Source organism: Streptomyces bicolor (assembly GCF_000719285.1).
GTDB classification, from domain to species: Bacteria; Actinomycetota; Actinomycetes; order Streptomycetales; family Streptomycetaceae; genus Streptomyces; species Streptomyces bicolor.
In genome coordinates this window covers 60,202-81,797 of the sequence record NZ_JOFS01000020.1, presented here as the reverse complement: position 1 = coordinate 81,797, position 21,596 = coordinate 60,202, and the positions used below count along the sequence as shown (strand labels likewise).

The window sequence follows — 21,596 nt, the reverse complement described above, 5'->3', positions numbered from 1 at the left end:
CATGCGATCCGATATCCGGCCCGACTGGGTGGACACCCGCCTCCGTGCGCTCGGAGAGCGTATCCGCCTCCTGCGCGAAGCCCAGGAACTGACTCAGCAGGATCTGGGCAGGGTGACCAAGCTCGGCAGCAGGCGGATCGACCACATCGAGCACGGCGCCGTCGACACAACCCTCGACGAATTCCTGCTGATCGCGCATGTTCTTGATGTTCCGCCCGCGGACCTTGCGGCCGACTGAGCGGCAGTCCGCCCGAAATCGCCGAGGCGACGCCGGGCCCGAGTCAGCGGGAGAAGGGGCACCGCCCGATCAGGAAAAGCCCCGAGAGGTCACTGCCCGCAGTGACCTCTCACCATCCTGTAACCCGGCGAACGGGACACCCTGTCCACGCCGACAGCCGTTCCCGCCACAATGGGGGAATGAGCGACAGTCCAGCCCCCCTCGCCGACCCGCATCTCGTCTACGACCCCGTGGCGGGCGACGGCCCGAAGGACGTGGTGATCCTCGGCTCCACCGGCTCGATCGGCACCCAGGCCATCGATCTCGTGCTGCGCAACCCCGACCGGTTCCGGGTCACCGCCCTCTCCGCGAACGGCGGCCGGGTCGCCCTCCTCGCCGAGCAGGCGTACCGGCTGAAGGCGCGGACCGTCGCGGTCGCCCGCGAGGACGTCGTACCGGCCCTGCGCGAGGCACTCGCCGCCCAGTACGGCACGGGCGAGCCGCTCCCCGAGATCCTCGCCGGACCGGACGCGGCCACCCAGGTCGCCGCCTCCGACTGCCACACCGTTCTGAACGGCATCACCGGCTCCATCGGCCTCGCGCCCACCCTCGCCGCCCTGGAGGCGGGCCGCACGCTCGCGCTCGCCAACAAGGAGTCGCTGATCGTCGGCGGCCCGCTGGTGAAGGCCCTCGCCAAGCCGGGGCAGATCATCCCGGTCGACTCCGAGCACGCCGCCCTGTTCCAGGCGCTGGCGTCCGGCACGCGGGCGGACGTACGCAAGCTCGTGGTCACGGCCTCCGGCGGCCCCTTCCGCGGCCGTACCAAGGCCGAGCTGGCGAACGTGACCGTCGAGGACGCCCTCGCCCACCCCACCTGGGCGATGGGCCCGGTGATCACGATCAACTCCGCGACCCTCGTCAACAAGGGTCTGGAGGTCATCGAGGCGCACCTGCTCTACGACATTTCCTTCGACCGCATTGAGGTCGTCGTGCATCCCCAGTCGTATGTTCACTCGATGGTTGAGTTCACGGACGGATCCACGATCGCCCAGGCGACACCCCCCGACATGCGCGGGCCCATCGCCATCGGCCTCGGCTGGCCGGAACGCGTCCCCGACGCCGCGCCCACCTTCGACTGGAGCAAGGCGTCGACCTGGGAGTTCTTCCCGCTCGACAACGACGCGTTCCCGTCGGTCGACCTCGCGCGTCACGTGGGAGAACTCGCGGGAACGGCACCGGCCGTGTTCAATGCGGCCAACGAGGAGTGCGTGGAGGCCTTCCGGGCCGGCGCGCTGCCGTTCAACGGGATCATCGAGACCGTGACCCGGGTGGTGGAGGAGCACGGAACCCCGAACGCGGGAACTTCCCTCACCGTCGCGGACGTCCTCGAAGCGGAGACCTGGGCGCGCAGCCGCGCCCGGGAACTGGCGGCACACACGGCGGAGGCCCGTGCATGACGACCCTGATGTTCATCCTCGGCATAGTGCTGTTCGCGGTCGGGCTGCTCTTCTCGATCGCATGGCACGAGCTGGGCCACCTGTCCACGGCCAAGCTGTTCGGCATCCGAGTGCCGCAGTACATGGTCGGCTTCGGCCCGACCATCTGGTCGCGGAACAAGGGCGAGACCGAGTACGGCATCAAGGCGATCCCGTTCGGCGGCTACATCCGCATGATCGGCATGTTCCCGCCCGGCCCCGACGGCAGGCTCGAGGCCCGCTCCACCTCGCCCTGGCGCGGCATGATCGAAGACGCCCGCTCAGCCGCGTTCGAGGAGCTCAAGCCGGGTGACGAGACCCGCCTCTTCTACACGCGCAAGCCGTGGAAGCGGGTCATCGTGATGTTCGCGGGCCCGTTCATGAACCTGGTCCTCGCCTTCGGACTGTTCCTGACGGTGCTGATGGGCTTCGGCATCCAGCAGCAGACCACCACGGTGAGCTCGGTCTCCCCGTGCGTCATCGCCCAGACCGAGAACCGCGACGAGTGCAAGGCGTCCGACCCCGAGTCGCCGGCCGCGGCCGCGGGCATGAAGGCCGGCGACAAGATCGTCTCCTTCGACGGCGTACGGACCGACGACTGGAACACCCTCTCCGACCTGATCCGCGACAGCGCCGGCAAGGAGGTGCCGATCGTCGTCGACCGCAAGGGCGAGCAAGTGACCCTGGAGGCGAAGATCGCCACCAACCGGGTCGTGAAGAAGGACGCCGGCGGGGCCTATGTCGAGGGCGAGTACGTCAAGGCCGGCTTCCTCGGCTTCAGCTCGGCCACCGGCGTCGTGAAGCAGGACTTCGGCGACTCGATGGTCTGGATGACCGACCGGGTCGGCGACGCCGTCGACTCCCTGGTGGCCCTGCCCTCCAAGATCCCCGCCCTGTGGGACGCGGCCTTCGGCGACGGCCCGCGCGAGCCGGACTCCCCGATGGGCATCGTCGGCGCGGCAAGGGTGAGCGGCGAGATCGCGACGCTGGACATTCCGGCATCCCAGCAGCTGGCGACCTTCGTGTTCCTGCTGGCCGGCTTCAACCTCTCGCTCTTCCTCTTCAACATGCTCCCGCTGCTGCCGCTCGACGGCGGCCACATCGCGGGCGCCCTGTGGGAGTCCCTGCGCCGGAACACGGCGAAGGTGCTGCGCCGCCCGGACCCCGGTCCGTTCGATGTGGCGAAGCTGATGCCGGTGGCCTACGTCGTCGCCGGAATCTTCATCTGCTTCACGCTGCTCGTACTGGTCGCGGACGTGGTTAACCCGGTCAGAATCTCCTAGTCATACGGAGTTCGCGGCGGCCCGGGATCATCTGTCCCGGGCCGCCCTCCAATGAGTGGGTTTACAGGCTGTGATGTGCTGGGCCGAGCGCCCGTGCCGTAATCTCGAAGCCTGGAGCCCGCTGCTGACGGGACCGGACCTTGATCCACGACTTGGGGTTGCACAGCAGATGACTGCGATTTCTCTCGGCATGCCGTCCGTTCCGACCAAGCTCGCCGAGCGCCGGAAGAGCCGGCAGATCCAGGTCGGATCCGTGGCGGTCGGCGGGGACGCGCCGGTCTCGGTCCAGTCGATGACGACGACGCGTACGTCGGACATCGGCGCCACCCTCCAGCAGATCGCCGAGCTCACGGCCTCCGGCTGCCAGATCGTGCGCGTGGCCTGCCCGACGCAGGACGACGCGGACGCCCTCGCGACGATCGCCCGCAAGTCCCAGATCCCGGTGATCGCGGACATCCACTTCCAGCCGAAGTACGTCTTCGCGGCCATCGAGGCCGGCTGCGCCGCGGTCCGCGTCAACCCCGGCAACATCAAGCAGTTCGACGACAAGGTCAAGGAGATCGCGCGGGCCGCCAAGGACCACGGCACCCCGATCCGCATCGGCGTCAACGCCGGCTCCCTGGACAGGCGCCTGCTCCAGAAGTACGGCAAGGCGACGCCCGAGGCCCTGGTCGAGAGCGCCCTGTGGGAAGCCTCCCTCTTCGAGGAGCACGACTTCCGGGACATCAAGATCTCCGTCAAGCACAACGACCCGGTCGTGATGATCGAGGCCTACCGCCAGCTCGCCGCTCAGTGCGACTACCCCCTCCACCTCGGCGTGACGGAGGCGGGCCCGGCGTTCCAGGGCACGATCAAGTCGGCGGTGGCGTTCGGCGCGCTGCTCTCGCAGGGCATCGGCGACACCATCCGCGTCTCCCTCTCGGCCCCGCCGGTCGAGGAGGTCAAGGTCGGCAACCAGATCCTGGAGTCCCTGAACCTCAAGCAGCGCGGCCTGGAGATCGTCTCCTGCCCGTCCTGCGGCCGCGCCCAGGTCGACGTCTACAAGCTGGCCGAAGAGGTCACCGCCGGCCTCACCGGCATGGAGGTCCCCCTCCGCGTCGCCGTCATGGGCTGCGTCGTCAACGGCCCCGGCGAGGCCCGCGAGGCCGACCTCGGCGTCGCCTCCGGCAACGGCAAGGGCCAGATCTTCGTCAAGGGCGAGGTCATCAAGACCGTCCCCGAGTCCAAGATCGTCGAGACCCTCATCGAGGAGGCCATGAAGCTGGCCGAGCAGATGGAGGCGGACGGCGTGGCGAGCGGCGAGCCGTCGGTTTCGGTGGCGGGCTGACGCCGGTCAGCAATAACAGCCCGTCCGGCGTTTGAGGACGAGGCCCCTTCAGGGCCGAAGCGGGGGTCTGGGGGCGGCAGCCCCCAGTCGACGGCAACGACAACGCCGGGTACCTCCAAGCAGGCGGCACCAAGGCAGGGCGGCGCGGCTCAGCTTCCGCAGGTACAGTGCGGAGACCAGCAGTTCCCCCGGAGGGCCCCCGCACGTGTTGACCCAGACCACCTCACGGGTGCTCGAACCGAGTGACCTGGACGCCGCGCTCGCCGTCCTCGACCGCGAGCCGGTCGCGAACGCCTTCGTGACGTCGCGGGTGCAGGTCGCCGGCCTCGACCCCTGGCGCCTCGGCGGCGAGATGTGGGGCTGGTACGAGGGCGGCATGCTGACGTCCCTGTGCTACGCGGGCGCCAACCTCGTCCCGATCTGCGCGACCCCGCGAGCGGTACGGGCCTTCGCCGACCGGGCCCGCCGCGCGGGCCGCCGCTGCTCCTCCATCGTCGGCCCCGCCGAATCCACCGGCCAGCTCTGGCGCCTGCTGGAACCCGGCTGGGGCCCGGCCCGTGAGGTCCGCCCCCACCAGCCGCTGATGGTCACCCACCGCATGCCGGCCGACATCACCCCGGATCCGTACGTCCGCCGCATCCGCAAGGACGAGATGGAGACGATCATGCCGGCCTGCGTGGCGATGTTCACCGAGGAGGTCGGCGTATCGCCCCTGGCCGGCGACGGCGGCCTCCTCTACCAGGCCCGGGTCGCCGAACTCGTCGGCTCCGGCCGTTCCTTCGCCCGCCTCGACCAGAACGGAAAGGTCGTCTTCAAGGCGGAGATCGGCGCGGCGACGGACCGGGCCTGCCAGATCCAGGGGGTCTGGGTGGCCCCCGAGTACCGGGGCCAGGGCCTGGCGGCCCCCGGCATGGCGGCGGTACTGCGCTACGCCCTGGCGGACGTGGCCCCCGTGGTGAGCCTGTACGTCAACGACTTCAACACGGCGGCGAGAAGGACGTACCAGAGGGTGGGCTTCCAAGAGGTCGGCGCCTTCATGAGCGTTCTGTTCTGAACGTCCCTTCAGAGCACAACCCGCACCCGAACGACAACCTGAAGTCCCCGGCGCAATCCAGCGAAGCGCACCGGTACCCTCCCCACATGCGCCTTCCCGGTCACGGACACCGCCGCCAACCCGACGACATCGTGATCGGCCCCCTGGACTTGTCAGCCCGAGTGGACGAGGCTCTCGCAGTCCAGGCCGTAGCCTTCGGCCTGGGCCCCGACGAGGTAGCCGTACGCCGCCAAATCGTCCTGCGCCACATGACCTACCCCGGCGCAAGGGCACTCGGCGCCACCACAGCGGAGCGTCTCGTCGGCTTCGTCTACGGCATGCCGAACGACCGCACCCACTGGTGGTCCACCGTCGTGGAGCCCTACCTCCGGGCCCAGGGACACGACGCCTGGCTCGACGACTCCTTCGTCATCACGGAACTCCACGTCCACCCCGGCTACCAGAACCGCGGCATCGGCCGCACACTGATCACCACGATCACGGACGGCGCCACCGAACCCCGCTCGATCCTCTCGGCGATCGACACGGACAGCCCGGCCCGCGGCCTCTACCACTCCCTCGGCTACCAGGATCTCGCCCGCCAGGTGTTGTTCCCCAGCGCACCGAAGCCGTACGCCGTGATGGGTGCCCCGTTGCCCCTCCGCCGTCGCTAACCGATTTCCACCGCCCCGTACCCCCCGGCTAACCTCCTGCCATAACCCAAACCAGCAGGAGTACGAGAACCATGGCGAACGCACCGGTCCAGCGCATGTCCCAGTTGATGGCGAAGACGCTGCGCGACGACCCGGCGGACGCCGAGGTCCTCAGCCACAAGCTGCTCGTCCGCGCCGGCTACGTCCGCCGCACGGCGGCCGGTATCTGGTCGTGGCTGCCCCTCGGCAAGCGGGTCCTCGCCAACGTCGAGCGCATCGTCCGCGAGGAGATGGACGCGATCGGCGCCCAGGAGGTGCTGCTCCCCGCGCTGCTGCCGCGTGAGCCGTACGACGCGACGGGCCGCTGGGACGAGTACGGCCAGGAGCTGTTCCGGCTCAAGGACCGCAAGGGCGGCGACTACCTGCTCGGCCCCACCCACGAGGAGATCTTCACCCTGCTGGTGAAGGACCAGGCGTCCTCCTACAAGGACCTGCCGGTCATCCTCTACCAGATCCAGCACAAGTACCGTGACGAGGCGCGTCCGCGGGCCGGCATCCTGCGCGGCCGCGAGTTCCTGATGAAGGACTCGTACTCCTTCGACACCGACGACGAGGGCCTCGCCCAGTCCTACGCCCTGCACCGCCAGGCCTACCAGCGTGTCTTCGAGCGCCTCGGCCTCGACTACCGCATCTGCGCCGCGACCGCCGGCGCGATGGGCGGCTCCAAGTCGGAGGAGTTCCTCGCCCCGGCAGGCGCCGGTGAGGACACCTTCGCGGACTGCCCGAACTGCGACTTCGCGGCCAACACCGAGGCGATCTCGTACGAGCTGAAGCCGGTGGACGCCGAAGGCGTGGCGGCCCTCGAGGAGATCCCCACCCCCGACACCCCGACCATCGAGACCCTCGCCGCCCACCTCGGCGTCCCGGCCTCCGCCACCCTGAAGAACCTCCTGGTCAAGGTCGACGGCGAGATCGTCGCCGTCGGCGTCCCGGGCCACCGCGAGGTCGACATGGACAAGGTCGAGGCCCACTTCGCCCCGGCCGTCGTCGAGATGGTCACCGAGGCCGACTTCGCGGGCCGCCCGGACCTGGTCCGCGGCTACGTCGGCCCGCAGGGCCTGGGCGAGAAGGTCAAGTACATCGCCGACCCGCGCGTGGCCCCCGGCACCTCCTGGATCACGGGCGCCAACAAGGACGCCACGCACGCCAAGAACGTCGTCGCGGGCCGTGACTTCGAGGTCGACGAGTACGTCGACGTCGTGGTCGTGCAGGAGGGCGACCCCTGCCCGAACTGCGGCACCGGCCTCAAGCTCGACCGTGCCATCGAGATCGGCCACATCTTCCAGCTGGGCCGCAAGTACGCCGACGCCCTCAAGCTCGACGTCCTCGGCCAGAACGGCAAGCCGGTCCGCGTGACCATGGGCTCCTACGGCATCGGCGTCTCCCGCGCCGTCGCCGCCCTCGCCGAGCAGACGGCCGACGACAAGGGCCTGTGCTGGCCCGCCGAGGTCGCCCCGGCCGACGTGCACGTCGTCGCCGCGGGCAAGGCCCTGCAGACCGAACTCGCCCTCGACGTCTCCGAGAAGCTCGCCTCGGCCGGCCTGCGTGTCCTGTGCGACGACCGGGCCGGTGTCTCGCCGGGCGTGAAGTTCACGGACTCGGAGCTGATCGGCGTACCGCAGATCCTGGTGGCCGGACGGCGCGCTGCCGAGGGCGTCGTCGAGCTCAAGGACCGCAGGACCGGTGAGCGCGAGGAGCTGACGGTGGACGAGGCGATCGCGCGCCTGACCGCGTAAGCGACGGCGTAAAGCAACTCCTCAGAAAGCTCTCCCGGCGGCCAAAGCGCCTCACAGCTTTCTCTCAGACCGTTCCCCGACCGTAGTACGTGACAGAGCGTCACTACGGCGGGGAACGGTCTTGCGCACCAGGGAACGGGGGCCACGACATGGGAAACTGGCGATCAGGTGATGCCGATCAGGGGCGCGTGGAACTGCGCGACCAGCCCCCACACACCCGCAGACAAAACACAACCCCTCAAAGCCAGCCGGCGAATTCCAGCAACAACTCGGCATCCTTGGGCCGCCCCACCCGAAGCGCCCGAACTCCCGACTCCACGGCCCGGAACAAGGTCCACCCCCGCAACCGCTCCTGATCCACATCCAGCGACTCCGCAAGCCGCTTGACCCGCCGCCGAGTAGTCGCCGCCCCCGAAGGCGAGGCGATCAGATCCTCCACCCGATCCCGCACCAATCGCGCAAGATCGAACGCACACTCCCCGACCACCGGATCCGGCCCCACGGCCAACCACGGCATCCGCTCCCCGGCCAACACCTTGCTCTGCCGGAACGTCCCATGCAGCAAACGCTCCACAGGCGGCGCGGCCAACAACTCCTCGCGCGCAACGAGCGCGGCATCGACCAACACCGCCAAATCGCCGAAGGCACCCGCAGTCGCCCGCATGGCCTCAGCCTGCCGCCCGGTCCGCTCGGCCACCGTCTCGAAAACATGCTCAGCCGGCGGCTCCACCCACAGCCGTCGCAACGTCCCCGCCGCCTCCAGCAACGCCTTCGCCTCCGGCAACGACCGCACCGACAGATCGGGATGCAGCCGCTCCAACAGCAGTACGCCTTCCGTCACGAACGGTTCCAGAAGCTGTACGGCGCCCAGACCGTCCCAGTGCGCCAGCGCGGCCCGCTCGCTCTCCGGGCGGGACCGGGGCGGTGCCAGCTTGAGCACGGCGGGGGTGCCATCAGCGCGCCGCACCAGCACAACCAGGCTGCTGCGGCCGCCGGGCACCTGCACCCGTTCAACGGTCAACTCGCGTAGCGCGACGGCCTGGTGGGCCGCCTCCGGCAGCTTCTCCAACCAGTCGTCACCGTCCGGTGCCGTCTCACCGAGCGCCCTGACCAGACGCTGCGGCGGTTCGAAAGCCATGCGCGAGTAGTTCCCTTCCCGTACTGCCCGTACTGCCCGTACTGCCCGTACTGCCCGTACTGCCCGTACTGCCCGTACTGCCCGTACGTGCGCTGCGGCCCCGTCAGGCGCTGGGCGCCGCCGATGCCGTCGTGGTGCCCGCCCGCTCGGCCAGCCCAGGGAAGGCTACGCTCTCGCCCCGCCAGCGCACCGCCCGCACCGCCGCCTCGCGCAGGGCCTCGGCCGCGGTGCCCCGCAGCTCACCCTCGGTCGCCCGCACCAGGTCGGAGTACACCCCGGCCACCCGGTCCTCCAACTCGGCGGCGAGCCGGACGGCGGCGGCGGAGTCCGGCACCGGGAACGGCAGCGCGTACGCGGCGCTCGCGGCGACCGGCTCGGCGCCCAGGTCACGCACCTCGCGCGCCAGCGTGTCCCGCCGCGCCCGGTGCGCGTGGTACGCCGCGCGTGCTTCCGAGCGCAGCCCCTCGAGCACGAGCCCGCCGACGACCCCGTATCCGTACACGGCCGCGTGCTCGGCGGCGAGGGCCGCCTGGAGAGCCGTAAGCCGCTGCTTCCTCGTCTCGATCACTTGGCGCCCTCCGTCAGCAGATACGCGTGCACGGCCCCGGCCGCCGCCACCGAGGCCAGCAGCCTGGCCAACTCGCCCGGCACGTCGAGCAGCGCCTTCGCCCGCCGGTCGGCGAGCGCCCGTTCGGCGGCGGCCAGCTCGGTCAGGGCGTCCTTCTCCTTCGCGGGCACGGTGGCCGACGGGGCGGCCGACGGCGACGCCTTCCCGGCCTGCGGCGCCTCGGACGTCGTAGAAGAGCCCCTGGACGGCCCTGAGGCTGCGGGGGACGACCCGGCCGAACCCCCGCCGAACGCCTCCGCATGCCGTGCGGCCTCGTCCCGCAACGGCCCCACCAGCTCCGCCAGTGCCGGATGGACGGCGAGCACCGCGTCGTACCGCTCGACCAGACCCTCGCTGTCCCGGGCCGCACGCGCGCGTGCCCGCTCGGTGAGCGACGGGCTGCCGCTCGTGGTGCCGTCCGAGTCCTCGGGCCCGGAGGAGCAGCCCACCAGCAGGGCGGCCCCGGCGGCCGAGGCGAGCAGGGTTCTTCTGCGCGGCCCCGAGGGGGAGCGCGGTGGCGACGGGTACGGCACGGCAGACGTCCTCGGGGAACTCGTACGAAAGCACTTACGAAAGCAGCTGCGGAGCGGCCACGGAGTCAGTGGGCCGCGGGCCCGTGATCACCGTACCTGCGCAACCGGACGGCACCACTCACCGGCACCGTACGCGTGCAGGTGGACGGCAACACTCCCTGTGACCCGATACCCTTTGACCAGACACGCGACCCATCCCACAACAGCACACGCGGCCGAGGAGTCACCCGGATGAGCACCACCCAGAGCGAGAGGCTGCGAGAACTGCTGGAACCGCTCGTCAGCTCCCAGGGCCTGGACCTCGAAGAGATCGCAGTGGACTCCGTCGGACGCAAGCGCGTGCTGCGTGTCGTCGTCGACTCCGACACCGGGGCGGACCTGGACAAGGTCGCCGATGTGAGCCGTGCGCTCTCGGCGAAGCTCGACGAGACGGACGCGATGGGCGAGGGCGAGTACACCCTCGAGGTCGGCACCCCGGGCGCGGAACGCCTCCTCAAGGAGCACCGGCACTACGTGCGCGCCGTCGACCGGCTGGTGAAGTTCCAGCTGGCCGAGGGCGGGGAACTGGTGGCCCGAATCATGAAGGTCGACGACGAAGGTCTCGACCTCGAAGTGCCCGGAGTGAAGGGCCGCAAGGCCACCAGCCGCAGACTCGGCTTCCCGGAGATCGACAAGGCGCGCGTGCAGGTCGAGTTCAGCCGCAAGGACAAGAAGGAAGAGGAGGCGTAGCCGTGGACATCGACATGAGTGCCCTGCGGGGCTTGGTACGGGAGAAGGAGATCTCCTTCGACCTGTTGGTCGAGGCGATCGAGTCGGCCCTCCTCATCGCCTACCACCGCACCGAGGGAAGCCACCGCCACGCGCGCGTGAAGCTCGACCGGGAGTCCGGGCACGTGGTGGTGTGGGCGAAGGAAGACCCCGAGGACCTCGAAGAGGGCCAGGAGCCGCGCGAGTTCGACGACACCCCGTCCGACTTCGGCCGTATCGCCGCCACCACCGCCAAGCAGGTCATCCTGCAGCGGCTGCGCGACGCCGAGGACGACGCGACGCTCGGCGAGTACGCCGGCCGCGAGGGCGACATCGTCACCGGCGTGGTCCAGCAGGGCCGCGACCCGAAGAACGTCCTCGTCGACATCGGCAAGCTGGAGGCCATCCTGCCGGTGCAGGAGCAGGTCCCGGGCGAGACGTACCCGCACGGCATGCGGCTTCGCTCGTACGTCGTTCGGGTGGCGAAGGGCGTGCGCGGCCCGTCCGTCACCCTGTCGCGCACGCACCCGAACCTGGTGAAGAAGCTGTTCGCCCTGGAGGTGCCGGAGATCGCCGACGGTTCGGTGGAGATCGCCGCCATCGCCCGTGAGGCCGGCCACCGCACCAAGATCGCCGTACGGTCCACCCGCAGCGGCCTGAACGCCAAGGGCGCCTGCATCGGCCCCATGGGCGGCCGGGTGCGCAATGTCATGGGCGAGCTGAACGGTGAGAAGATCGACATCGTCGACTGGTCGGACGACCCGGCCGAGATGGTGGCGAACGCGCTGTCCCCGGCCCGGGTCTCCAAGGTGGAGGTCGTGGACATGGCAGCCCGCTCCGCGCGCGTGACCGTGCCCGACTACCAGCTGTCGCTGGCGATCGGCAAGGAAGGGCAGAACGCCCGGCTCGCGGCCCGGCTCACCGGCTGGCGGATCGACATCCGTCCGGACACCGAGCAGACCGGGGAATAGATCCAAGCCGCAGGGCGCTTAGATCACGTCACGTTATCGCCCGGCAACTGTTCGAATCCTGCCCCAAAGGGGTGAGGTCGGTACGGGGAGGTAGACTTAGCTGTGTCTGGCCGGACACGCGTCCGCGCATGCCCTGAACGCACCTGTGTGGGGTGCCGGGAGCGAGCGGCCAAGGCTGATCTGCTGCGGATCGTGGCGATCAAGGACGAGTGCGTCCCTGATCCAAGCGGTACGCTGCCCGGCCGGGGTGCGTACGTACACCCCGCTCTGGTCTGTCTCGACCAGGCGGTACGCCGCCGGGCGTTCACGCGGGCGTTGCGCGCCCCGGGAGCGCTCGACACAAAGGCGTTGCGCCAGCACGTCGAGCAGACAACAGTTGCTGAGCAGGCAACACCGTAAGAAGCGTCGTGCGGAACCCCCGCGCGGCCCAGGTACCCCGCGAGTTGGAAGTAGGTCGAGATTGCGATGAGCACTCGATGAGCACGCGATGAGTACGCCCATGAAGTAGCGACGGTCCGGACGCAACCCGGACCTAAAAGGAGCGAAGTGGCTAAGGTCCGGGTATACGAACTCGCCAAGGAGTTCGGTGTGGAGAGCAAGGTCGTCATGGCCAAGCTCCAGGAACTCGGTGAATTCGTCCGTTCGGCGTCTTCGACCATCGAAGCGCCCGTTGTCCGCAAACTGACGGACGCCCTCCAGCAGGGCAACGGAGGCGGCAAGCCCGCCCCCGCCCGCAAGGCTGCCCCGGCGAAGCCGGCAGCCCCCTCCCCGGCGCAGGCGGCCCGACCGGCCCCGCCGCGCCCGGCGGCCCCCAAGCCGCCGGCCGCCGAGAAGCCCGCGGCTCCGGCCGCCCCGGCTGCTCCCGGCCCCCGTCCCACTCCGGGCCCGAAGCCCGCGCCGCGGCCCGCCCCGGCGTCCCCGGCTCCGACCACGCCCGAGTTCACGGCACCCCCGTCGGCTCCCGCCGCACCGGCCGCCTCCCAGGGCTCCGGTCCGCGTCCGGGCGCCCCGCGTCCGGCCGGCCAGGCCCCGCGTCCGGGCGCTCCGCGTCCGGGTGGTCCCGGCCAGGGTGGCCAGGGCCGTGGTGACCGCGGCGACCGTCCCGGCGCTGCGCGTCCGGGTGGCGGCGCCCCGCGTCCCGGTGCCCGTCCGGCCGGTCCCCGTCCGGGCAACAACCCGTTCACCTCTGGTGGCTCCACCGGCATGGCGCGCCCGCAGGCGCCCCGTCCGGGCGGCGCCCCGCGTCCCGGCGGCCCGGGTGGCCCGGGCGAGCGTCCCGGCGGCGCCCCGCGTCCGCAGGGTCAGGGCGGTCCCCGTCCCCAGGGTGCGGCGGGCGGTCCTCGTCCGCAGGCTCCGGGCGGCGCGCGTCCCACGCCGGGCGGCATGCCCCGTCCGCAGGGCGGCGGCCCGCGTCCCGGTGGCGGCCCCGGTGGTCCGCGTCCTAACCCCGGCATGATGCCGCAGCGTCCTGCTGCCGGCCCGCGTCCCGGTGGCGGTGGCCCCGGTGGCCGTGGTCCCGGTGGCGGCGGTCGTCCCGGTGGTGGCGGCGGCGGTCGTCCGGGTGGCGGCGGCTTCGCCGGTCGTCCGGGTGGCGGCGGCGGTGGCGGCTTCGCCGGTCGTCCCGGCGGTCCCGGTGGCGGTGGCGGCGGTTTCGCCGGCCGTCCGGGTGGTCCCGGCGGTGGCGGCGGTGGCCGTCCCGGCTTCGGCGGTCGTCCCGGCGGTCCCGGTGGCCGTGGTGGCACGCAGGGTGCCTTCGGTCGTCCCGGTGGTCCCGCGCGTCGTGGCCGCAAGTCGAAGCGGCAGAGGCGCCAGGAGTACGAGGCCATGCAGGCCCCGTCGGTCGGCGGCGTGATGCTGCCTCGCGGCAACGGCGAGTCCATTCGCCTGTCGCGCGGTGCGTCCCTCACCGATTTCGCGGAGAAGATCAACGCCAACCCGGCGTCCCTCGTCGCGGTCATGATGAACCTCGGCGAGATGGTCACGGCCACGCAGTCCGTCTCCGACGAGACGCTGCAGCTCCTCGCCGACGAGATGAACTACACGGTTCAGATCGTCAGCCCCGAGGAGGAGGACCGCGAGCTGCTCGAGTCCTTCGACATCGAGTTCGGCGAGGACGAGGGCGACGAGGAGGACCTGGTGGTCCGTCCGCCGGTCGTCACCGTCATGGGTCACGTCGACCACGGTAAGACCCGACTGCTCGACGCCATCCGCAAGACGAACGTCATCGCGGGCGAGGCCGGCGGCATCACCCAGCACATCGGTGCCTACCAGGTCGCGACCGAGGTCAACGACGAAGAGCGCAAGATCACCTTCATCGACACCCCGGGTCACGAGGCGTTCACCGCCATGCGTGCCCGTGGTGCGAAGTCGACCGACATCGCGATCCTGGTCGTCGCGGCCAACGACGGCGTCATGCCGCAGACGGTCGAGGCGCTCAACCACGCCAAGGCGGCCGAGGTCCCGATCGTCGTCGCGGTCAACAAGATCGACGTCGAGGGCGCCGACCCGACCAAGGTGCGCGGTCAGCTCACCGAGTACGGTCTGGTGGCCGAGGAGTACGGCGGCGACACCATGTTCGTCGACATCTCCGCCAAGCAGGGTCTGCACATCGACTCGCTGCTGGAGGCCGTGATCCTCACGGCCGACGCCTCGCTCGACCTGCGGGCCAACCCGAACCAGGACGCGCAGGGCATCTCGATCGAGTCCCGCCTCGACCGCGGCCGCGGTGCCGTGTCGACGGTCCTCGTCCAGCGAGGCACGCTGCGGGTCGGCGACACGATGGTCGTGGGCGACGCCTACGGCCGAGTGCGCGCCATGCACGACGACAACGGCAACCTCGTCACCGAGGCCGGCCCGTCGACGCCGGTGCAGGTCCTGGGCCTCACCAACGTCCCGGGTGCGGGCGACAACTTCCTCGTGGTCGAGGAGGACCGTACGGCCCGCCAGATCGCGGAGAAGCGTGCCGCTCGCGAGCGCAACGCGGCATTCGCGAAGCGCACGCGCCGTGTCTCGCTCGAGGACCTGGACAAGGTGCTCAAGGCTGGCGAGGTCCAGCAGCTGAACCTGATCATCAAGGGTGACGCTTCTGGTTCCGTCGAGGCGCTCGAGTCCTCGCTGCTCCAGCTGGACGTCGGCGAAGAGGTCGACATCCGCGTCCTGCACCGCGGCGTCGGTGCGGTCACGGAGTCCGACATCGACCTGGCCATGGGCTCCGACGCCATCGTGATCGGCTTCAACGTGCGCGCCGCCGGGCGTGCGCAGCAGATGGCCGAGCGCGAGGGCGTGGACGTCCGGTACTACTCGGTCATCTACCAGGCGATCGAGGAGATCGAGGCGGCCCTCAAGGGCATGCTCAAGCCGGAGTACGAAGAGGTCGAGCTCGGTACGGCGGAGATCCGCGAGGTCTTCAAGTCGTCCAAGCTGGGCAACATCGCGGGTGTTCTCATCCGCTCCGGCGAGGTCAAGCGCAACACCAAGGCGCGCCTCATCCGCGACGGCAAGGTGGTCGCGGAGAACCTCAACATCGAGGGTCTGCGTCGCTTCAAGGACGACGTCACCGAGATCCGCGAAGGGTTCGAGGGCGGTATCAACCTCGGCAACTTCAACGACATCAAGGTCGACGACGTCATCGCGACGTACGAGATGCGCGAGAAGCCGCGGGTGTAACCGCACCGACGGTTCGTGCTGGCCGACGGGACTTCGGTTCCGTCGGCCAGCGCGCCGTTTGCCGAACGGAAACTCCGTCGAGCCGCCGGATGGTTCGCGGTACCGTTCTTGATGTCCCTGCCCCTACCGATCGCAGGGCCATCGATCCCGTACCGGCGGGTGAACCGGCTACACACATGTACGTGGGGACTCTGTCCTTCGACCTCCTCCTCGGCGACGTACGGTCGCTGAAGGAGAAGCGCTCCGTCGTCCGTCCGATCGTCGCCGAACTCCAGCGGAAGTACGCAGTGAGCGCGGCCGAGGTCGACCACATGAACCTCCATCGCAGGGCCGTCATCGGCCTCGCGATGGTCTCCGGCGACGCGGGGCACCTCAGCGACGTACTCGACCGGTGCGAACGGCTGGTCGCCGGCCGCCCCGAGGTGGAGCTGCTGTCCGTGCGACGGCGCTTCCACGGCGACGACGACTGACCACAGAACGAGCAGAAGAAAGAACGGGAGACGGACCAGTGGCCGACAACGCGCGGGCGAAAAGGCTGGCGGACCTCATCCGAGAGGTGGTGGCCCAGAAGCTGCAGCGCGGGATCAAGGACCCGCGGCTCGGCTCGCACGTCACCATCACGGACACCCGGGTCACGGGTGACCTGCGGGAGGCGACCGTCTTCTACACGGTGTACGGGGACGACGAGGAGCGGGCGGCCGCCGCGGCCGGTCTGGAGAGCGCCAAGGGCGTGCTCCGCTCGGCCGTCGGGGCGGCGGCGGGCGTGAAGTTCACGCCGACCCTGACCTTCGTCGCCGACGCCCTTCCGGACACGGCACGCACCATCGAGGACCTCCTCGACAAGGCGCGCCAGTCCGACGAGAAGGTGCGTGAGGTGTCCGCGGGCGCGAAGTACGCCGGTGAGGCGGACCCGTACCGCAAGCCGGGCGCCGAGGACGAGACGGACGGCGACACCGCGGAATGACGCAGAAGCACAGCACGCCCGACGGCCTTGTCATCGTCGACAAGCCGTCGGGCTTCACTTCGCACGACGTGGTCGCCAAGATGCGCGGCATCGCCCGCACCCGCCGTGTCGGGCACGCCGGCACCCTCGACCCGATGGCGACGGGCGTCCTCGTCCTCGGCGTCGAGAAGGCGACCAAGCTCCTCGGTCATCTGGCCCTGACCGAGAAGGAGTACCTCGGCACCATCCGCCTGGGCCAGACCACGGTCACCGACGACGCCGAGGGCGAGATCACGGGGTCGGCCGACGCCTCGAAGGTCACCCGCGAGGCCATCGACGCCCAGATCGCCAAGCTGACCGGCGACATCATGCAGGTGCCGTCCAAGGTCAGCGCCATCAAGATCGACGGGGTGCGCTCCTACAAGCGGGCGAGGGACGGCGAGGACTTCGACATTCCCGCCCGGCCCGTCACCGTCTCGTCCTTCTCGGTGTACGACGTCCGGGACGCCGTCGCCGACGACGGCACCGCGGTCCTCGACCTGGTCGTGTCGGTGGTCTGCTCCTCAGGTACGTACATCCGGGCCCTGGCCCGCGATCTCGGTGCCGGCCTCGGAGTCGGCGGCCACCTCACGGCGCTGCGCCGTACGCGCGTGGGGCCGTACAAGCTGGACGCCGCCAAGACGCTGGACCAGCTCCAGCAGGAGCTCACCGTGATGCCGATCGCCGAGGCCGCCGCGGCCGCGTTCCCGCGCTGGGACGTGGATGCCAAGCGCGCCCGGCTGCTGACGAACGGCGTCCGCCTCGACATGCCCGACGAGTATGCCGGCGCCGGTCCCGTCGCCGTCTTCGACCCGCAGGGGCGCTTCCTCGCACTCGTGGAGCAGCAGAAGGGCAAGGCCAGGAGCCTGGCCGTCTTCGGCTGAGGCAGCCCCTGTTGCCGGTGCCTGCCCGTGGAGCGGCGGTCACGGGGTAGTCCTCTGCCCGCCGCTCCACGGTCCCCCCTCGGTTCCCCCACCCCTAGGGTGTATCCAGCGACCCCCGTCTGTTCACCCGTCCGTGCAGGCGCTCGGAGTGAACCGAGGGAGCGGAAGGGGGCGCGTTCGCCGAGCGATCTGTCCCGCTGATCACCTCGCGCCTACCGTCGAGAACACAGGGCGCGGCCGTATGGGCGTATACGCGTCCGGACGTACGGCGGGGAGGTTCGACGATGGCGGGACGGGGCCCGCGGGCGGGCGGCGACCGGCGGACGGCGGAGGCGGCCGGTACTGCGGGGGGCACGCGGGGAGCTCACGGCACGTGGGACACGCCGGACGACATCGGCCGGTCCAGGCAGGACGACTGCGTACGGCACTCACGCCGCTGCCAGTCCCACGACGACGACCGGGCTCGCCTCCGTGAGGAAGCTCAGGCCCGTGTCCGCGCCGACGCCCAGGAACGCGCCCCTGACGACGCCCTGATCCGCATCCACGACCTGGCCGGGCGGCCCCGTGGGCTCGGCTTCGTGGCCGACCATCAAGGCACCGTCGTCACCAGCCACGAGGTCGTCGACGGCCTGCCCCGGCTGGTGCTGCACGCCGCCGAGAGCGGTCGGAGCTGTGTGGTTCCCGCGAGTGCGGTGACGCCGTTGCCCGCACTGGACCTCGCCCTCGTACGGACCGAAGGCCTGGGCGTGGATCCGTTGCCGGTGAGCGTGCGGGAGCGGGTCGAGACCGGGGCGTATGTGCGGATCGCGGCCGGCGGGTGGCGGGAGGCACGGGTGCTGGGCCCGGCGCTGGTGACGTACACGGCCACGGACCGTTTCCATCTCCTCGACGGCGCCCTGGAGTTGGCGATCGGTACGGCCGGACGGGACGCGTTGCGGCTGGGTGGTGGGGCGGCCGGGGGGCCTGTGCTGGACGCCGGGACCGGCGCGGTCGTGGGCGTCCTCGGCACGGCGCTGCAGTCCGGTGACCGCGGCGCCGGGTTCGCGGTGCCGCTGCGACCGCTTGCCGACGGCCCGCTGGCCGAACTGCTCGCCGAGAACGCGGCGACCGTGCCGGGGTACGGCGCCGACCTGAATCTGGCGGGCGTACTGGAACTGACGGCCACGTCGGTCGGGCAGGACGGTCCGCCGGGGACGCTGGCGGGCTGTGTGGGCCGGGTGGAGGCCGGGGGAGCGGGGGCCGCGGTCGGGGCGGTGGCGCCGGTCGAACGGGCCACGGTGGCAAGGGAGTTCGCCGCCTTCACCGAGAGCGGGGCGGCTGTCCTGGGCCTGGTCGGGCCGCCGGGCAGCGGCCGTACGACGGAACTCGCGGCCCTCGCCGCACGCCGCCACCGCGGGCCGGCACCGGCTCCCACGCTGTGGCTGCGCGGCGCCGACCTGAAGGACGACGACGACTCGGTGGCCGACGCCGCCCGCCGGGCGCTGACCCGGGCGGCCCGCATCGTGGCGGCGTCGACCCCGTCCGACCCCGCCGCCCTGGGCGACACGAGCCCCGACCGCCTGGCCCACCTCTCCCGCACCACCGGCCACCCCCTCCTGCTCCTCCTCGACGGCCCCGAGGAGATGCCCCCGCTTCTGGCCCATCGCCTCACGGACTGGACGAAGGGCACGGCGGCGTGGCTGCGGGAGACGGGAGCGCGGCTGGTGGTGGCGTGCGGGGCGGAGTACTGGGAGGGGGCGGGGGCGGAGTTCCCGGAGGAGTTGCTGTACGAGGGGAGTGGGAATTCAGCCCGTCCGGCGTTTGAGGACGAGGCCCTTCGGGCCGACGGGGGTCCAGGGGGCGGAGCCCCCTGGCGGGGTCGAAGGGGCGGAGCCCCTGGGGACGGGACGGGTAGGGGCGGCGGGGGCGACAACTCCCGGCGTCACCCGCCGTGCGTACGCCTCGGCGACCTCACCCCCGACGAGGCCCACCAGGCCCGCGCCCGCTACGGCATCCCGGAATCCGCCCTGGCCGCCCCCGACGCCCGCCACCCCCTCACCCTCCGCCTCCTCTCCGAGGTCCGCGCCGCCCTCCCCGACGTCCCCCACCCCCCACTCGACCGCGACGACGTCCTCTCCGCCCACCTCGACCTCATGTGCCTGCGCATCGCCGTACGCCTCGCCGCCGAGAACGGTCTGCGCGGCAGCGCCGTACGCCGCCTCGCCGCCAAGGTGTCCGGCCAGGTCCACGAGGCCGCCCGCCGCAGCCTCGGCCCCGGTCAGGGAGAGCTGGACCGAGCGTCCTTCGAGGCCGTGTTCCCGTGGGGTCCCGCTCCCGCGCGGCTCGGCGGCGGTACCGGCTGGGCGTCCGCCGTCCTCACCGAGGGCCTCCTCGTCCCCGCCGGCAACGGCTACCGCTTCGCCCACGAGGAACTCGCCGACTGGATCCAGGGCATGCACCTCGACCTCGACGAGGCCCTCCAGGCACTGGTCCACCGCCCCCGCACCGACCCCGACACCGCGCACCCGCTCCCCGTACCGCACCACCGCATCGGCCCCGTCGTACAGGCCCTGCTCCTGCTGGCCCGCCAGCACGGCACTGCCCAACTCGCCTGCCGAATGGAGGAGTTGACGCGCGCTCTCGACGCCGACCGGCACTCCTGGTGGGCCGCCCGCCTCCTCGCCGAAACCCTGCTGCGGGTCCCGGACGCGACGCCGTATCTGGACGTACTGCGCCGGCTCGCCGACCGCATCGTGGCCTGGCGGCACCGGGGACACCCCGCACCCCCGGACTTCCACCCCGACTTCTGGACGGCCCTCCGCCTCCCGGACACCGACCGCTTCGCCCTGTTCCGCGACCTCGTCCGCGCTGATGGCCCCCCGCACGAATCGGACACCGCCCCGAGCGACTCCCTCGCGCACGGCACCGACGGCGGTCCACAACAGCCGACCGCCTTCTCACCTGTCTCCTTCTCGCCCTCGCCCTCCTCCCGCACCCCCCGCTACCTCGACACCGCCGCCCAGCTCCTCGCCGCCGCCCCCACCGCCGTACAACCCCACCTCACCCGCTGGTTCGACGACGACCGCCCCCTCCCGGCAACCCCCCACGCGACCGTCGCCCGAGCAGCCCAGGCCCTCCTCTACGCCCACCGTCACCGTGCCCTCGACGACCTCACCGAGACGCTCGTCAACAGCGCGCACCGCAGGGCCGACGAACTCCTCGCCGTGCTGGCCGAGGAGGAACCGTCCGCCATCTGCCGGGCCGTCGACCGCTGGGCGCACGACGAGCGGCCCGGGCGACGGGTCGCGGCGGCGGCGTACGGACTGCGGGCCGCACCCCATGTCCGGACCGAGGCCGACCGCGAACTGCTCCGCTACGCCGCCCTCGCCCTGCTCGCCCGCCCCACCGACTGCACCCTGCACGGCGGCGCGATCGCCCTGCTCGTGCGCGACCCGCACACCCGCGCCCGCCACCTCCCGCAGGCGCTCGCGCTCTTCGCGGCCGACGACCCCCAGTTCCCGACCAGCGCCCTGGTCGCCGCTCTGGACACCCACACCGAACCGGTCCTGGACGCCTTCCGCGAACGCCTGAACCGGCCGGACCCCGGCCAGGCGCTGCGCACCCTCGCGGACGTCACCGAGCCCGGCCTCGCCCTCCGCGTCGCCGCCCTCGTACGGGAGGCGGTCCAGCGGCACCCGGAGACCGCCGCGGACGTGGCCGCCTACGTCGACCGGCGCCTCGACCAGGGCCCCACCGCACGCGTCGTACTCCTCCCGCTGGTCACCGGCCTGCTGGACGGCGGTACGGAACAGGTACGGGCCGCCCTGGCCGCCGTACTCGCCACCTCCGGCACCCCCGAGTCCCGCCCACTGCGCCGCGAACTCCGCGAGGTCCTCCTCGCTCACGAACGCGCCCCCGCCGTCCTGGACGCCTTCCTGCACGCCACCGTCCAGCGCAGCGGTGACCGGGTGGACGACGACCTCCGTGGCCTGGTCCATCACACGGGCCTGCTCCTCGTCCGCACCCCGGACGGCGCGGCCCGCTTCGACCGGGGCCTGGTCGACCTGGGCCGCCGCGTCCCGGGCTTCGCCGCGCGGGTCGCCGGGTGGCTGACCGACGCCCCGCACGAGTGGTCGGCGGTGGTCGGGCCGAGCTCCCGCCGGATGATCGAGAACCTGGCCGGCGGACGAGTCCCCGCCTGACCGGCGCATCCGCCCGTGCACCCGGTCACAGCCCATGCCGATGCGGGCCCGAGGCGCCCGGCATGGCACCCTTAGACCTGCGTAAGAGCGTCTGAGGCAAAGA

Annotated in this window: 18 protein-coding genes; 15 read left to right on the top strand and 3 right to left on the bottom strand. The window is 71.4% G+C overall.

The window, feature by feature from the left end:
* Position 1: 1 nt before the first annotated feature.
* The 7 genes from IF78_RS43925 to IF78_RS0125450 all read left to right on the top strand — a co-directional run bounded on the left by IF78_RS43925 (position 2) and on the right by IF78_RS0125450 (position 7,784).
* On the top strand, positions 2-238 hold the full coding sequence (locus IF78_RS43925; protein ID WP_037641197.1) for a helix-turn-helix domain-containing protein: 237 nt from the start codon (positions 2-4) through the stop codon (positions 236-238).
* A gap of 179 nt (positions 239-417) precedes the next feature.
* Positions 418-1,674 carry a 1-deoxy-D-xylulose-5-phosphate reductoisomerase gene (gene dxr, locus IF78_RS0125475; protein ID WP_031484969.1) on the top strand — a complete coding sequence of 419 codons (1,257 nt, stop codon included), beginning with the start codon at positions 418-420 and terminating at the stop codon, positions 1,672-1,674.
* Between the two features lie 8 nt (positions 1,675-1,682).
* A complete protein-coding gene (locus IF78_RS0125470; RefSeq protein ID WP_199921431.1) occupies positions 1,683-2,975 on the top strand; it encodes a M50 family metallopeptidase in 1,293 nt (430 codons plus the stop codon).
* Positions 2,976-3,144: 169 nt separating this feature from the next.
* Complete coding sequence (ispG, locus tag IF78_RS0125465) at positions 3,145-4,302, top strand: flavodoxin-dependent (E)-4-hydroxy-3-methylbut-2-enyl-diphosphate synthase (RefSeq protein ID WP_031484964.1); 1,158 nt, start codon at positions 3,145-3,147, stop codon at positions 4,300-4,302.
* A gap of 205 nt (positions 4,303-4,507) precedes the next feature.
* Complete coding sequence (locus IF78_RS0125460; RefSeq protein ID WP_031484962.1) at positions 4,508-5,356, top strand: GNAT family N-acetyltransferase; 849 nt, start codon at positions 4,508-4,510, stop codon at positions 5,354-5,356.
* Between the two features lie 86 nt (positions 5,357-5,442).
* On the top strand, positions 5,443-6,009 hold the full coding sequence (locus tag IF78_RS0125455) for a GNAT family N-acetyltransferase (protein ID WP_051828162.1): 567 nt from the start codon (positions 5,443-5,445) through the stop codon (positions 6,007-6,009).
* Positions 6,010-6,080: 71 nt separating this feature from the next.
* Positions 6,081-7,784, top strand: coding sequence for a proline--tRNA ligase (locus tag IF78_RS0125450; protein ID WP_031484958.1), 1,704 nt, complete (start codon positions 6,081-6,083; stop codon positions 7,782-7,784).
* 238 nt (positions 7,785-8,022) lie between these two features.
* Here IF78_RS0125450 and IF78_RS0125445 read toward each other — a convergent pair whose 3' ends face one another.
* The 3 genes from IF78_RS0125445 to IF78_RS0125435 form a co-directional block, all read right to left on the bottom strand.
* On the bottom strand, positions 8,023-8,922 hold the full coding sequence (locus IF78_RS0125445; protein WP_031484956.1) for an aminoglycoside phosphotransferase family protein: 900 nt from the start codon (positions 8,920-8,922) through the stop codon (positions 8,023-8,025).
* Positions 8,923-9,025: 103 nt separating this feature from the next.
* A complete protein-coding gene (locus IF78_RS0125440) occupies positions 9,026-9,490 on the bottom strand; it encodes a ferritin-like domain-containing protein (protein WP_031484954.1) in 465 nt (154 codons plus the stop codon).
* Positions 9,487-10,062, bottom strand: a complete 576-nt coding sequence (locus IF78_RS0125435; RefSeq protein ID WP_031484952.1) for a hypothetical protein — start codon at positions 10,060-10,062, stop codon at positions 9,487-9,489. Before IF78_RS0125435 ends, IF78_RS0125440 begins: the two co-directional genes overlap by 4 nt.
* A gap of 231 nt (positions 10,063-10,293) precedes the next feature.
* Here IF78_RS0125435 and rimP point away from each other — a divergent pair, with 231 nt between their 5' ends.
* The 8 genes from rimP to IF78_RS0125390 all read left to right on the top strand — a co-directional run bounded on the left by rimP (position 10,294) and on the right by IF78_RS0125390 (position 21,493).
* Positions 10,294-10,791 (top strand): ribosome maturation factor RimP, encoded by a 498-nt coding sequence (rimP, locus tag IF78_RS0125430; RefSeq protein WP_031484950.1) that lies wholly within the window; start codon positions 10,294-10,296, stop codon positions 10,789-10,791.
* A 2-nt stretch (positions 10,792-10,793) separates the two neighbouring features.
* On the top strand, positions 10,794-11,780 hold the full coding sequence (nusA, locus tag IF78_RS0125425; RefSeq protein WP_031484948.1) for a transcription termination factor NusA: 987 nt from the start codon (positions 10,794-10,796) through the stop codon (positions 11,778-11,780).
* A gap of 102 nt (positions 11,781-11,882) precedes the next feature.
* Positions 11,883-12,179: a YlxR family protein gene (locus IF78_RS46445; RefSeq protein WP_078662584.1), complete on the top strand. Its 297-nt coding sequence runs from the start codon at positions 11,883-11,885 to the stop codon at positions 12,177-12,179.
* A gap of 147 nt (positions 12,180-12,326) precedes the next feature.
* Entirely contained in the window at positions 12,327-15,446 is a 3,120-nt protein-coding gene (infB, locus tag IF78_RS46440) for a translation initiation factor IF-2 (protein WP_078662583.1), read from the top strand.
* A 176-nt stretch (positions 15,447-15,622) separates the two neighbouring features.
* Positions 15,623-15,916, top strand: coding sequence for a DUF503 domain-containing protein (locus IF78_RS0125405; RefSeq protein WP_031484945.1), 294 nt, complete (start codon positions 15,623-15,625; stop codon positions 15,914-15,916).
* A gap of 38 nt (positions 15,917-15,954) precedes the next feature.
* Positions 15,955-16,410: a 30S ribosome-binding factor RbfA gene (gene rbfA / locus IF78_RS0125400; protein ID WP_031484943.1), complete on the top strand. Its 456-nt coding sequence runs from the start codon at positions 15,955-15,957 to the stop codon at positions 16,408-16,410.
* Positions 16,407-17,312: a tRNA pseudouridine(55) synthase TruB gene (truB, locus tag IF78_RS0125395; protein ID WP_031484941.1), complete on the top strand. Its 906-nt coding sequence runs from the start codon at positions 16,407-16,409 to the stop codon at positions 17,310-17,312. Before rbfA ends, truB begins: the two co-directional genes overlap by 4 nt.
* A 284-nt stretch (positions 17,313-17,596) precedes the next feature.
* Positions 17,597-21,493, top strand: a complete 3,897-nt coding sequence (locus IF78_RS0125390) for a serine protease (RefSeq protein ID WP_234439892.1) — start codon at positions 17,597-17,599, stop codon at positions 21,491-21,493.
* The last annotated feature ends 103 nt before the right edge of the window (positions 21,494-21,596 follow it).

Bases quoted from the DNA above. Each gene is read 5' to 3' on its own strand.
- dxr (WP_031484969.1), top strand. From the start codon at position 418: ATGAGCGACAGTCCAGCCCCCCTCGCCGACCCGCATCTCGTCTACGAC.
- IF78_RS0125445 (WP_031484956.1), bottom strand. From the start codon at position 8,922: ATGGCTTTCGAACCGCCGCAGCGTCTGGTCAGGGCGCTCGGTGAGACG.
- rimP (WP_031484950.1), top strand. From the start codon at position 10,294: ATGAGCACCACCCAGAGCGAGAGGCTGCGAGAACTGCTGGAACCGCTC.
- IF78_RS0125470 (WP_199921431.1), top strand. From the start codon at position 1,683: ATGTTCATCCTCGGCATAGTGCTGTTCGCGGTCGGGCTGCTCTTCTCG.
- truB (WP_031484941.1), top strand. From the start codon at position 16,407: ATGACGCAGAAGCACAGCACGCCCGACGGCCTTGTCATCGTCGACAAG.
- IF78_RS0125405 (WP_031484945.1), top strand. From the start codon at position 15,623: ATGTACGTGGGGACTCTGTCCTTCGACCTCCTCCTCGGCGACGTACGG.
- IF78_RS0125450 (WP_031484958.1), top strand. From the start codon at position 6,081: ATGGCGAACGCACCGGTCCAGCGCATGTCCCAGTTGATGGCGAAGACG.
- IF78_RS0125390 (WP_234439892.1), top strand. From the start codon at position 17,597: ATGGCGGGACGGGGCCCGCGGGCGGGCGGCGACCGGCGGACGGCGGAG.
- ispG (WP_031484964.1), top strand. From the start codon at position 3,145: ATGACTGCGATTTCTCTCGGCATGCCGTCCGTTCCGACCAAGCTCGCC.
- IF78_RS43925 (WP_037641197.1), top strand. From the start codon at position 2: ATGCGATCCGATATCCGGCCCGACTGGGTGGACACCCGCCTCCGTGCG.
- IF78_RS0125455 (WP_051828162.1), top strand. From the start codon at position 5,443: ATGCGCCTTCCCGGTCACGGACACCGCCGCCAACCCGACGACATCGTG.